Here is a 13243-nt window from a genome sequence, read left to right as displayed (position 1 = left end):
CACCGACAGGAATAATCAGGAGGGCTGTCCATGGAGATGCGCCCCGAACCTTTCGTTCCGCCGGCACCGGAACCCCGCACGGTTCCCCCATCGCGGCTCGAGATCATTCGCACGGTGCTTCGCAACCCCCTGGAGCTCTGGGGGAAGCCCTCCTACACGCTTCCCTGGATCGAGACGAAATTCTTCCGGGAACGAACGCTCATCGTCAACGATCCCGGCCTCATCCGTCATGTGCTGGTGGATAACGCGGCGAATTACGAGATGTCGGAAATCCGCCAGCTCATCCTTCGACCGATCCTGCGCGACGGCCTTCTGACCGCCGAGGGCGATATCTGGAAACGGTCGCGCAAAGCCATGGCGCCCGTCTTCACGCCGAAACATGCCAGGGGCTTTGCCGGGCAGATGCTGCGCAAATCCGAGGAATATGCGGAAAAATATGCAGGCGTCGGATCGGAGGGAAAGGTCTTCGACATTTCCAACGATATGACCGAGCTTACCTTCGCGATCCTCTCGGAAACCCTCTTTTCCGGGGAGATCGTCACGAAGAGCGAGAATTTTTCCGACGATGTCGACCGGCTTCTGCACCGCATGGGGCGCGTCGATCCTATGGACCTTCTGCGCGCCCCTTCCTGGGTCCCGCGCCTGACACGGATCGGCGGCCAGCGCGTGCTCGACAAGTTCCGCGGCGTGGTCGCCGATACCATGGCGCTGCGCCGGAAGCGGATGCGGGAGAACCGGGCGGATACGCCGGAGGATTTCCTCACTCTGCTTCTCGACCTGGCAAGGCCGGATGGGCTCACGATGGACGAGATCGAGGACAATATCCTCACCTTCATCGGCGCCGGGCATGAGACGACGGCGCGCGCGCTCGCCTGGACGCTTTACTGCGTGGCGCATTCCCCACATGTCCGGCAAAACATGGAAGCCGAGATCGACCAGGTTCTCGCAAGCGGCGCGGACCCGGTCGAATGGCTGGACCTCATGCCCTGGGTACGGGCGGCCTTCGAGGAGGCGATGCGCCTCTATCCGCCGGCGCCTTCGATCAACCGGGCTGCGATCGCCGACGATCGCTGGACCAGTCCCGCGGGTGAGACGGTGAGGATCGCCGCCGGGGTGACGGTTCTCATCATGCCGTGGACCTTGCATCGGCACGAGCTTCATTGGGAAAAGCCGCGCGCCTTCATGCCGGAACGCTTCCTGCCGGAGAACCGGGCCAAGATTGGCCGCTTCCAGTATCTGCCGTTCGGCGCGGGGCCGCGCATCTGCATCGGGGCCACCTTCGCCATGCAGGAGGCGGTGATCGCGCTTGCGGTGCTCATGAAGCGCTATCGCTTCGATGCGACGCCCGGCACGAAAATCTGGCCGGTGCAGAAATTGACGACTCAGCCGCGCGACGGAATGCCGATGCGGGTCAGCCTGCGACACGGAACGTCGATCGGGCCGAATTGATCTTTGCCGGCCTTGGGGTATTGATCGCAGGAAATCTTCTCTTCTGTCCCAAGGGCGCCTTGCGTGAACTCTCCCTATCTCCTCGGCATCGATACCGGCGGCACCTATACGGATGCCGTGCTTTTCCGCGAAGGAGAAGGTGTCTGCGCCAAGGCCAAATCGCTGACTACCCGGCACGACCTGTCCGAAGGCATCGCCGGTGCGGCGGACGCCGTGCTGGCCAGGAGTGGCATAGCGGTTTCGGAGATCGGGCTCGTCTCGTTATCCACCACGCTTGCCACCAATGCGCTGGTGGAAGGACAGGGCGGCCGCGCGGCGCTGGTGATGATCGGCTTCGGCCCGCAGGACCTCGCCCGAGACGGGCTTGCCGGCGCGCTCGGCAATGACCCGGTCATCTTCCTACCCGGCGGCCATGACGTGCACGGCAACGAAACACCGCTCGATCTTGCGGCTTTGGAAGAAGTGCTGCCGACGCTTGCGGGTTCGGTGTCCTCCTTCGCCGTCGCCGGCTATTTCGCCGTGCGGAATCCGGCTCACGAGGTCCGCGTGCGCGATCGCATCCGGGCGGCGACCCATCTGCCGGTTACATGCAGCCATGAGCTTTCCTCGAAGCTTGGTGGGCCGCGCCGTGCCCTGACGACGCTTCTGAACGCCCGATTGGTTTCGATCATCGATCGGTTGATCGGATCCTGCGAGGATTTCCTGGGAAGACGAGGTATCGCCGCGCCGATGATGGTGGTTCGCGGAGACGGTGCGCTGATTTCGTCTGCAGAGGCGCGGCTTCGCCCCATCGAGACCATTCTGTCGGGGCCGGCGGCAAGCCTTGTCGGCGCCCGTTATCTGACCGGGCTCGACCGGGCGGTCGTTTCCGATATCGGCGGCACGACGACGGATGTGGCGGTGCTCGAGGGCGGGCAGCCCCGGCTTGCGGAAGAGGGCGCGGTCGTGGGCGGCCACCGCACCATGGTGGAGGCGGTGGCGCTGCGCACCTATGGTCTCGGCGGCGATTCGGAAGTGCATATCGACGATCGCGGCCTCAATGCCCGTTTCACGCTGGGTCCGCGCCGTATTCTGCCCCTGAGTCTTGCCGCCATGCGCCATGGCGCGGGCGTACTGACGGCGCTTGAGAAGCAGCTTCGCGCCAGCCACGCTGGCCGGCATGACGGGCGGTTGGCGCTGCGCACAGGCTTGCCGGACGCCATGGCACAGGGCCTGCAGCCGCAGGAGCAGGCGCTCTATGCCCGTATCGGCGGCGAGTCGGTGCCGCTCAACGAGCTGTTGACCGCCGCCTCGCAGAAGGCGGTGCTGGATCGTCTTGTGGCGCGGGGCCTCGTTCATCTGGTCGGCATCACACCTTCCGACGCCTTGCATGTGCTTGGCCGGCAGAACCAGTGGAAAGCGGATGCCGCTAGACTCGGTCTCGAACTTGCCGCCCGCCGCAGGGATGGCGCGGGAAAACCGATCGCGGGCTCGGCGGAAGAGCTGGCGCAAAAGATCGTGAGCCGGCTGTCGCGCCAGTCCTGCGAAGCCGTGCTCGCCGCCTGCCTGGCGGAGGACGGCGCGGAAGCGATCGATCCGGCTGTATCCATGGCGGTGGATAGGGCGCTAAGAAGAACGCCCGGCATCACCCGCTTCTCCATCTCGCTCGACCGGCCGCTGGTTGGCCTCGGCGCGTCCGCGTCCGTCTATTATCCTGCGGTTGCCAAGATGCTGGGAGCCGAGCCGGTGATCCCCGAACATGCGGATGTGGCCAATGCGCTCGGCGCCGTGGTGGGGCAGGTGCGGGCAAGCGTGACCGTGGTCGTCACCTCGCCGGAAGAGGGCTGCTTCGTGCTTTCCGGCGGCGGAGAAAGCCTGCGCATCGCGGGGGAGGCGGAGGCGCTGTCGGCGGCGCGCGATCGCGCTTCGGCGGCGGCCCTGGAGCGAGCCGGGATAGAGGGCGCGCAGGATGCGGTCGTCACGATCGCGGAAGAGATCGACGCGCCGCAGGTCGAGGGTTCGCGCCGGCTGGTGGAAGCGCGCGTGACCGCCATTGCTACCGGGCGGCCCCGCATGGCGGCCATCGGCTGAAGAGGGCTGTTGAAACGTTTTCCGGCCTTTGTCGCATTGACAGCCGGTCCGACGCGGGCAAAGTGGCGGCGTTTAATTTCAGGACTGAGTTGGGAGTTCAATAATGGGTCGTATTCAGAAGAGCGGACTGGCGATCGACGGAAAGCTTTATGATTTCCTGGTGCAGGAGGCGCTGCCCGGCACCGGCGTGGATGCCGAGCGTTTCTTTTCGGAGTTCGCCCGTATCGTTCACGACCTCGCTCCGAAGAACCGGGCGCTGCTGGCCAAGCGCGACGACCTGCAGGAAAAGCTCGACGGCTGGTACCGCAAGAATGGTGCTCCGACCGACATGGCGGCCTATGAGGCCTTCCTGCGGGAGATAGGCTATCTCCTGCCCGAAGGGCCCGATTTCACCGTTTCGACCTCGAATGTCGATCCGGAGATCGCCGAGATTGCCGGACCCCAGCTCGTCGTGCCGGTGATGAATGCCCGTTACGCGCTGAATGCCGCCAATGCCCGCTGGGGTTCGCTTTATGATGCGCTCTACGGCACGGACGCCGTTCCGGAGACGGATGGTGCCGAGAAGAGCAAGGCCTACAATCCTGTCCGGGGCGCCAGGGTCATCGCCTGGGCGCGAGATTTCCTGGATCAGTCCGTGCCGCTTGTCGGCGCAAGCTGGACGGATGTCGCCTCCCTTACGGTCTCCGCCGGCAAGCTGGCCGCGGCCCTCCAGGATGGACGGGCAATTGGTCTGACCGATCCGACTCAGTTCGCCGGCTATCTCGGCGAGCCCTCCGAGCCGAGCCAAATCCTCCTGAAGAAGAACGGCCTGCATGTCGAAATCCTGATTGATCGGACGACCGAAATCGGCAAGGGCGATCCCGCCGGCATTTCCGATGTCCGGCTGGAATCGGCCATCACCACCATCATGGACTGTGAGGATTCAGTCGCGGCCGTCGATGCGGAGGACAAGGTTCTGGTCTATCGCAACTGGCTCGGCCTCATGAAGGGCGATCTTCAGGAAGAGGTGACCAAGGGCGGCAAGAGCTTCATCCGCAAGCTCAATCCGGACCTCGAGTACAAGGCCCCGGATGGCTTCACCTTCGAGGTGAAATGCCGCTCCCTGATGCTGGTGCGCAATGTCGGCCACCTGATGACAAATCCAGCGATCCTCGACCAGGACGGCGCGGAAGTGCCGGAAGGCATCATGGACGCCATGGTGACGGCGCTGATTGCACTTTACGATATCGGCCCGAACGGCCGCCGCAAGAACTCCCGTTCAGGCTCCATGTATGTGGTGAAACCTAAGATGCATGGGCCGGAGGAGGTCGCCTTCGCCTGCGAAATCTTCACGCGCGTTGAGGAGGCGCTGGGGCTTCCTACAAATACCATCAAGATGGGCATCATGGACGAGGAGCGCCGCACGACGGTCAACCTCAAGGAATGCATCCGTCAGGCGCGGGAGCGGGTGGTCTTCATCAATACCGGCTTCCTCGACCGCACGGGCGACGAGATCCACACCTCGATGGAAGCGGGTCCGATGATCCGCAAGGGCGACATGAAGCAGGCCGCCTGGATCGCGGCTTATGAAAACTGGAACGTCGATATCGGGCTTGAATGCGGCCTTTCCGGCCATGCGCAGATCGGCAAGGGCATGTGGGCCATGCCGGATCTGATGGCGGCGATGCTGGAGCAGAAGATCGCCCATCCGAAGGCCGGCGCCAATACCGCCTGGGTGCCGTCCCCCACGGCGGCGACGCTGCACGCCACGCATTATCACAAGGTGGATGTCGCGGCCGTTCAGGCGAGCCTCAAGAGCCGTGCCCGCGCAAAGCTTTCGGACATTCTCTCCGTGCCCGTCGCGCCGCGGCCCAACTGGACCGCGGAGGAAATCCAGCGCGAGCTCGACAACAATGCCCAAGGCATTCTCGGCTATGTGGTGCGCTGGATCGATCAGGGCGTCGGCTGCTCCAAGGTGCCGGATATCAACGATATCGGGCTGATGGAGGATCGCGCAACGCTTCGCATCTCCGCCCAGCACATGGCCAACTGGCTGCACCACAAGCTGGTGAGCGAGGAGCAGGTCGTCGAGACCATGAAGCGAATGGCGGCGGTCGTTGACGGCCAGAATGCCGGCGATCCGCTCTACACGCCGATGGCCAAGGATTTCGAGGGCTCCATCGCATTCCAGGCGGCGTGCGACCTGGTGCTGAAAGGCCGCGAGCAGCCGAGCGGCTATACCGAGCCGGTCCTGCATCGCCGCCGCCTGGAGCTCAAGGCCAAGCTTGCGAGCTGAGTTCAGTTTAGTTTCGGAAACAGAAAAGGCCGCCGGAGCGATCCAGGCGGCCTTTCGTTTGTTCTGAAGCCGGAGCTTACTGGATGACGACGACCTTTGTGCCGCGGCCGGGGCGAACGCGGTTGTAGAGATCGATCACATCCTGGTTCATCAGGCGGATGCAGCCGGAGGAAGCAGCCGTGCCGATGGAAGCCCATTCCGGCGTGCCATGCAGGCGGAACAGCGTATCCTGGCCCTTCTCGTTGAAGAGATACATGGCGCGCGCGCCGAGCGGATTGTTGAGGCCGGGACCCATCCCTTCCTCGACATAGCGGGTGAGTTCCGGGCGGCGCACAGCCATCTCCTTCGGAGGATGCCAGGTCGGCCAAGCCTGCTTCCAGGCGACATAGGCCTCGCCCGACCAGGAGAAGCCCTGCTTGCCGACGCCGATGCCGTAGCGCACCGCCTTGCCGTTCGGCAGGATGTAGTAGAGGAAGCGTTCGCGCGTGTTGACGATGACCGTGCCCGGCTTTTCCTTGCTGGAATAGTCTACGACCTGACGATGATATTTCTTGTCGACCCGATTGATCGGAACGGCCGGCAGCGCATAGCCGGCATCGGTCATCGGGCCGTAGTCGGTGGAGATCTTGGCGGTCTCGATGCGGACCGGAGCCTCCGCCTTTACCGCTGAGGTCTTGGTTTCGGACGTGGTGGAGCAGCCGGCCAGGGCGAGAGCCGCCAGGCCGAATGCGATCATGCTGGAGCGGATGCGCATGGAAATCTCTTGGGAATGACGAATCGATTTAAAGAGGTGGAGACCATCTTTGAAGACGGGTTATTTTCGATTAGATTTAGCTTGGCAAGGCGCTGCGCAGCGTCGAAGGCCATTCGCCGCAGAAATGAAAACAACATGGCCTTTTTGCAACATTTTGTTGACTTGGCCCCCTGAAAATCCATGGTGATTCTTAATATAGCCGGCAATAACCCGCTGATCGACGGACGCCAATCGGCGCGTGCCATGATGGTGCGCCGCGGCGTGCAGATCCTGCTGCACGACATGCGCCACGCCATTCTGCCCGAACTTGTTCTGTCGAGCGGTCGGCGGGCCGATCTGATGACGATTACTGAAAAGGGCGAGATCTGGATCATCGAGATCAAGACCTCGATCGAGGATTTCCGCGTCGATCGCAAGTGGCCGGAATACCGCGCCTATTGCGATCGGCTTTTCTTCGCGACGCATAAGGATGTGCCGCTCGACATTTTTCCGGAGGATTGCGGCCTCTTCCTTTCGGACGGCTATGGTGGACACCTGCTGCGCGATGCGCCCGAGCACAAGTTGCCGCCGGCCACCCGCAAGTCCGTCACGCTGAATTTTTCCCGTGCCGCCGCCCAGCGGCTCATGCTGGCCGAATGGGCAAGCGGCAAGAGCTTCGACGAGATGTAGCGCCGGCTATTATTTCGGAGCGCGCTTGGCGAGAATCCGCTGCAGCGTGCGCCGGTGCATGTTGAGCCGGCGGGCGGTCTCCGAAACATTGCGCTCGCACATCTCGTAGACGCGCTGAATATGCTCCCAGCGCACCCGATCCGCAGACATGGGGTTCTCCGGCACATCCGCCTTTTCCCCCGGACGCTGCGTCAGCGCGTTGAAGACGTCGTCGGCGTCGGCGGGCTTGGCGAGATAGTCGAGCGCTCCGAGCTTTACGGCGGTCACGGCTGTCGCGATATTGCCGTAGCCTGTCAGCACGATCACCTTGGTGTCCTCGCGCGCCTGGCGGATCGCCTCGATCACGTCGAGGCCGTTGCCATCGCCAAGCCTCAGGTCGACGACCGCATATTTGGGCGGACGCGCCTTCGATTTGGCGACGCCTTCGGCAACCGACTCCGCCGTATCGACCGAGAAGCCGCGGCTCTCCATCGCGCGCGCCAATCGGCGGAGAAATGGGCCGTCGTCATCCACGATGAGCAGCGACGCGTCGGGACCGAGGTCCATATCCTGCGCTGCGGCTTTTTCCAATTGAGTTTCCATTCTTCTTCTCCGCGGGCTTTGGTCCCGCCATTCCACGGGATTATCGTTCTTTCCGGCCGATTGGCCAAGTCATTTGGGCCGGGGCTCTTCCATCACGGAGCGAGGCCATTCTATGTGGATGCGCGCTCCCGGTCCGGAAGCGCCGCGATTCTCGAATCGAAGCGTCGCGCCCGACCGTTCGAGGAGCGTCTTTGCGATGAAAAGCCCGAGCCCGAGACCGCCGGCGCGTTCGACCTCCTTCGATCTCTTCGTCATATAGGGTTCGCCGATGCGCGAGAGAATATCCGGCGAATAACCCTGCCCGTCATCCTCGATGGTGATCGCGACGCGCTGGGCATCGTGCTCTACCGTGACGATGACCCTGCTTCGGGCATAGTCGACGGCGTTTTCGATGAGATTGCCGAGGCCATAGAGAATGCCGGCATTGCGGTTGCCGACGGGTTCGGTCGCGCGATCGTTCCGTTCCACAACGTCTATCCGGATGCCGAACTGCCGGTGCGGCGCGAGCACCTCCTCGATCATGGAGGAGAGCGGCAGCCGGCGCATATGTTCCTCGCTGTCCGCCGAAAGCGAGGTGAGCCGGCGCAGGATGTCCCGGCACCGTTCGCTCTGGCTGCGAAGAAGCTGCACGTCCTCCCGGAAACGTTCGTCGTCGATAAGCTCGCGTTCCATTTCCTTGGCGACGACGCTGATGGTGGCGAGCGGCGTGCCGAGTTCATGGGCGGCCGCGGCGGCAAGGCCGTCGAGCTGCGAAAGATGCTTTTCCCGCTCGAGCACGAGTTCGGTGGCGGCAAGCGCATCGGAAAGCAGGGTCGCCTCATGGGAGACTCGATAGGCATAGAACGCGGCGAACAGCATCATGGAGGCGATCGAGCACCACACGGCCACCTGCAGGACGGGCTGGATGCGCAGGCTCTCGCCTTCGTACCAGGGAAGGTCGTGGGGCGAGAGGGCGAGCACCGTAGTGCAGACGAGCGCAAAGACGATCAGCGCAACGGAATGACGGAGCGGCTGCGAGGCGAACGAGATGATGACGGGCACGCAGATCAGCGGCGCGAAGGGATTGGCAAGCCCGCCGGTAATATAAAGGAGAGCCGCCATCTGGAGGAGATCGAACCCGAGCAGCGCCAGAGCCGATTTCGGCCCGAGACGGTGCGTCGGGGGGAACCAGGCCGAAAGCGCGAGATTGGCGAAGGCCAGTGCCGCGATCAGGACCGCCGCTTCCACCAGCGGAAACGCAAACTGCAACACGAAAGCGACGATCATGACCGTCAAAGTCTGGCCGGCCACGGCCAGCCAGCGCAGGCGCACGAGGGTCTGCAGCCGGATGCGCCGGCTGGACGGCCCGAATTGCGCATATTTCACCGCGGGATTTTTCGAGCCGCCGTTTGTCATCTCCGATCCGACCATATTAATCTCCGCGGTGCTTTGACAAACCTCAATAGACCGGCTCGCCTTCAGGTCGCAGGCGGCATTCTGTCACGTCCCGCGCGGCTTGGCACGGGTGGTGGCGGCGGCCTCCGCCGGATCCTCCGGCCAGGAATGCCGCGGATAGCGGCCGCGCATCTCCGCCCGCACGTCCTTCCAGGAGCCGGCCCAGAAGCCGGGAAGATCGCGGGTGGTCTGGATCGGCCGATGCGCGGGCGAGGTCAGTTCGAGCAGCAGCGGCAGCTTGCCCCCGGCGATTGCCGGGTGGGTCTTGAGCCCGAAGAGTTCCTGCACGCGGATCGCGAGAACCGGCTCCTCTCCATCGTAACGGATGGGATGGCGCTGGCCGGTCGGCGCCTCGAAATGGGTTGGTGCCAGCCTGTTGAGCTCCCTGGCCGCATCATGGGGAACGAGGGAACGCAGGCCTTCCGAAAGGCCGCCGGGGTCGATCGAATCGAGGTCGGAGGCATTCCCCTGGAAGGGCACGAACCATTCGTCGAGCCGGGCAAGCAGCGCTTCATCGCTCACATCCGGCCAGGGTTCTCCGATCGTGCGGTGAAGGAAACCGATGCGGTCGCGAAGCTGCAGTCCCTCCTTGGAAAAGGAGAGCACGGCAAGGCCGAGTTCGCTCACGCCTTCGGCAAGTGCCTGCGCCGCCTGCTCGCCGCTCGGGCGGGGCAGCGGTTTTTCATCGAAGACGATCGCTCCGAGGCGGACTACCTTGCGTGCCCGCACCTGACGGCTCACGCGATCGAAGAAGCATTCGTCCTTGCGGGTGATGGCGTCGGAAAGCTCCGCTTCGACATCCGCGCGGCTCACTTCCGCCGCCGCCAGGATGCGCGCCTGCGCGGCGCGGCCGGTGAGATCGGCGATGACCAGCATCGAAGCGGCCGCCAGCCGCTCCGTCTCCGGCAGTTCCGCGCCCCGGCCGTTTGCCATCACGAAGCGCCCGCGGCCGCCGCGCTGCAGGGCGGCCCGATCGGGATAGCCATGCAGCAGCAGCCGGCCGGCGGGCGCGATGTCGTTTGCCTGCTTCGTCTTCGACAGGTTGGAGGCGATCCGCTCGGCAAGCTTCCGGGCCGATTCTGCCCGCTCGCCTCGCTCATTGCGGAAACGGCGTAAACGTTCGTCGAGGTCTACATCGCTGCCGCCCAGCCCCTGCTCGGTCAAAAGCACGGCAAGCAGGCAGGCCTGCCTGCCGAAGCCTTCCTCGGCCGCTGAAATCGTCATGGCGGAAAGCCGGGGCGGAAGTGCAAGCTCCCGCATCAGCCGCCCCTTTTCGGTCAATCTGCCCTGCGCATCGAGCGCGCCGAGCTGCGCGAGTAGCGCCTTTGCCTCGTTGAACGCCGGTCCGGGCGGCGGATCGAGAAAGGAAAGGGTACTCGGGTCCTGCACGCCCCAATGGGCGAGATCCAGCGCAAGCCCGGAAAGATCACTGGCGAGAATCTGCGGCGGCGTGAACGAGGAAAGCGCAGCCGTCTGCCCCGGATGCCAGAGCCGCACGGCAATCCCCGGTTCGGTTCGCCCAGCGCGGCCAGCACGCTGATCGGCAGAGGCGCGCGATACGCGAACCGTCTCCAGCCGCGTGATACCCGTCGAAGGCTCGAACACGGGCAGGCGCTGCAACCCGCTGTCGATGACGATCCGGACGCCGTCTATGGTGATCGAGGTCTCGGCGATCGAGGTTGCCAGCACGATCTTGCGCTGACCCGCGGGCGCAGGGCGGATCGCGAGATCCTGCTCCTTCTGGGAAAGATTGCCGTAGAGCGGCACGATCAGTGTATTCGGCCCGAAACGCCCCTCAAGCCGCTCGGCCGTGCGCCCGATCTCCGCCTGGCCGGGAAGAAAGGCAAGGATCGAGCCCGTCTCTTCCGCATGGGCCTCTAAGATGGCGCGGGCCATTGCATCCTCGATGCGAAGGTTCGACGCCCGGTCCTTGTGGAGGATATCGATCGGGAAGCTGCGGCCTTCGCTCTTGATTACCGGAGGCTCTCCGAGCAGGCTTGCCACGCGCCCTACGTCGAGTGTCGCCGACATCACCAGGATACGAAGGTCTTCCCTGAGGCCCGATTGCACGTCGAGCGCCAGTGCAAGGCCGAAATCCGCATCCAGCGACCGCTCGTGGAATTCGTCGAAGATGACCGCGGAGACGCCCGCAAGCTCGGGGTCGTCGAGGATCATCCGGGCGAACACACCTTCGGTCACCACCTCGATGCGGGTTTTAGCCGAAATGCGGTTGTCCAGCCGCATCCGGTAACCGACCCGTTCGCCGACCGTTTCGCCGAGGAGCGAGGCCATGCGCGAAGCCGCCGCCCGCGCCGCAAGCCGGCGCGGCTCCAGAAGGATGATCTTATCTGTGCACCAGGGCTCGTCGAGAAGAACGAGCGGCACCAGCGTGGTCTTGCCCGCACCGGGCGGCGCCGAAAGCACGGCGCGCGTGCCGGACTTGAGTGCGGTGGTGACCTCGCCCAGAACTTCGCCGACCGGCAGCTTCGGCAGGCGCTTCAAGATCGCACCTCGGCAGTTTCCCAGGGACATCAGCCTCCGGCCTTCGCGCTTGCGTTCCGGTAAGCGAGGATCGCGCCGGCGAGGTCTTCCAGCGCGGCGCCGACGGATTTGAAGAGGGTGATCTCCTCTGCGCTTGCCCGGCCGGCCTTGGTGCCGCTGGCGAGCTCCGCGAGCTCTGCGCGAATGTCCTCGGCCTTCAGCACCCCGCTTGAGAGCGGCTGATGGATGTCGCCGCCCTCCTTCATCGCGCCTGCACGGGTATCGACATAGACCTGCGCGCGGCGGATCGCCTCGTCGTCGCTCTCCCGCATGCTCGGCTTGAAGGCGCCGACCAGGTCGAGATGCGCCCCAGGCTTCAGCCATTCACCTCGAATCAGCGGCTCGCTCGAAAGCGTCGCGCAGGAAATGATGTCAGCCGAACGGGCTGCAGTTTCGAGATCGTCCGCGGCGGATGCATCGAGACCCAGCTTGTGGGCCGCGGCGGCGATCTCCTCAGCCTTTCGCCGGTTGCGTGCCCATACCGCAAAGCGCTTCAAGGGCCGGGTCACGGCATGCGCCTCCATCAGGTTGAGCGATAGCCGCCCGGCGCCAACCATCAGCATCTCTTCCGCGTCGGCGCAGGCCAGATATTTCGCGGCGAGCGCCGAGGTGGCTGCCGTGCGCCGCGCCGTGAGCTCGCCCCCCTCCACGATCGCAAGCATTTCGCCGGTTTTTCCCGAGGAAAGAAGATAGCTGCCGATGATGGTCGGTAGAGCCCGCAGGTGATTGTCGGGGAAGAGGTTGAGTATCTTGACGCCGATATGGCCGCCCGGCACCCAGGCCGGCATCAGGAGCATGGTCGCGGGCACTTCTCCGGGCACGTCCATCTCGTGATGATGGCGCACCGGCATCACGCAATCGCTGCGAAACATCGCTTCCACCGCATCGATCAACTCGGCCCATGGAAGTGCCGCCCGCGTTTCCTCTTCATTCAGTACCAGCATGCTTCGACTCCAGCCTTTGGAAATGCCTCCAACCCTAGCAACGGCGGATAGCGCCGAGAAAGCGGTTTTTGCTGAGGCCGCGCTGCCTTTTCGTTAACTCCTGCCCGATTTTGGCGCGCAAAACGCCGTTTCGGGCTGGTCGGAGAAGAAAGATGACATTTTTTTAAAAAGGTCGTTGACACCATCGGATGGCTCCGCTTATAACGCCGCTCACTGAACGAGGGCGGCGGCGCTGCTGGCGACGAAGTCCTTTGTTCTAGAGAAATCCTAGAGATTGGCTGACGCTGATTGGAGCCGGGTTTAGAGTTCGGCTTAGGGATTTGGTGACGTCTGGTTTTCTGGATGTCTGTTATTTGACAATTGAATATGAGAAGAAAGAGAAACGTGGTCGGCGGCGTCTCGCGGGGTCCTTTATGGGATCTCATTGAAGACAAAGTGACGGTCACGTTTTGACAAGAGAACACCTTGTTTCTTTTGGTTTCACTGCCTTTCGCCATTCCTTGCGGAATGACGGGAGCTGAAACC

The 13243-nt window shown here is 63.7% G+C and carries 10 protein-coding genes; 4 read left to right on the top strand and 6 right to left on the bottom strand.

The window, feature by feature from the left end:
- Positions 1-30: 30 nt before the first annotated feature.
- The 3 genes from ACE04I_RS02865 to ACE04I_RS02855 all read left to right on the top strand — a co-directional run bounded on the left by ACE04I_RS02865 (position 31) and on the right by ACE04I_RS02855 (position 5794).
- Complete coding sequence (locus tag ACE04I_RS02865; RefSeq protein WP_487206562.1) at positions 31-1449, top strand: cytochrome P450; 1419 nt, start codon at positions 31-33, stop codon at positions 1447-1449.
- Between the two features lie 63 nt (positions 1450-1512).
- A complete protein-coding gene (locus tag ACE04I_RS02860; protein WP_487206561.1) occupies positions 1513-3519 on the top strand; it encodes a hydantoinase/oxoprolinase N-terminal domain-containing protein in 2007 nt (668 codons plus the stop codon).
- A gap of 103 nt (positions 3520-3622) precedes the next feature.
- On the top strand, positions 3623-5794 hold the full coding sequence (locus tag ACE04I_RS02855; RefSeq protein WP_487206560.1) for a malate synthase G: 2172 nt from the start codon (positions 3623-3625) through the stop codon (positions 5792-5794).
- Positions 5795-5870: 76 nt separating this feature from the next.
- Here ACE04I_RS02855 and ACE04I_RS02850 read toward each other — a convergent pair whose 3' ends face one another.
- Positions 5871-6548 (bottom strand): L,D-transpeptidase, encoded by a 678-nt coding sequence (locus ACE04I_RS02850; RefSeq protein WP_046796661.1) that lies wholly within the window; start codon positions 6546-6548, stop codon positions 5871-5873.
- Between the two features lie 180 nt (positions 6549-6728).
- On the opposite strand from ACE04I_RS02850, the gene ACE04I_RS02845 reads away from it, so the two are divergent.
- The gene (locus ACE04I_RS02845) at positions 6729-7217 is read left to right on the top strand and encodes an MmcB family DNA repair protein (protein ID WP_487206559.1); all 489 of its coding nucleotides are present in this window, start codon (positions 6729-6731) and stop codon (positions 7215-7217) included.
- Positions 7218-7226: 9 nt separating this feature from the next.
- Here the strand turns inward: ACE04I_RS02845 and ACE04I_RS02840 are convergent, their stop codons facing one another.
- The 5 genes from ACE04I_RS02840 to ACE04I_RS02820 form a co-directional block, all read right to left on the bottom strand.
- Entirely contained in the window at positions 7227-7799 is a 573-nt protein-coding gene (locus ACE04I_RS02840; RefSeq protein ID WP_487206558.1) for an ActR/PrrA/RegA family redox response regulator transcription factor, read from the bottom strand.
- A gap of 69 nt (positions 7800-7868) precedes the next feature.
- Positions 7869-9194, bottom strand: a complete 1326-nt coding sequence (locus ACE04I_RS02835) for an ActS/PrrB/RegB family redox-sensitive histidine kinase (RefSeq protein WP_487206618.1) — start codon at positions 9192-9194, stop codon at positions 7869-7871.
- 84 nt (positions 9195-9278) lie between these two features.
- Positions 9279-11765: an ATP-dependent helicase HrpB gene (hrpB, locus tag ACE04I_RS02830; protein WP_487206557.1), complete on the bottom strand. Its 2487-nt coding sequence runs from the start codon at positions 11763-11765 to the stop codon at positions 9279-9281.
- The gene (gene lhpI / locus ACE04I_RS02825) at positions 11765-12718 is read right to left on the bottom strand and encodes a bifunctional Delta(1)-pyrroline-2-carboxylate/Delta(1)-piperideine-2-carboxylate reductase (protein WP_487206556.1); all 954 of its coding nucleotides are present in this window, start codon (positions 12716-12718) and stop codon (positions 11765-11767) included. The genes hrpB and lhpI overlap by 1 nt, the downstream gene beginning before the upstream one ends.
- On the bottom strand, positions 12706-13243 hold a 538-nt coding region (locus ACE04I_RS02820), incomplete at its 5' end, for a hypothetical protein (RefSeq protein ID WP_487206555.1). The genes lhpI and ACE04I_RS02820, both read right to left, overlap by 13 nt.

The organism is Rhizobium moroccans (assembly GCF_057559155.1).
The sequence above is the reverse complement of the archived record's forward strand: the minus strand, read 5'-3'. Positions and strand labels throughout refer to the sequence as shown.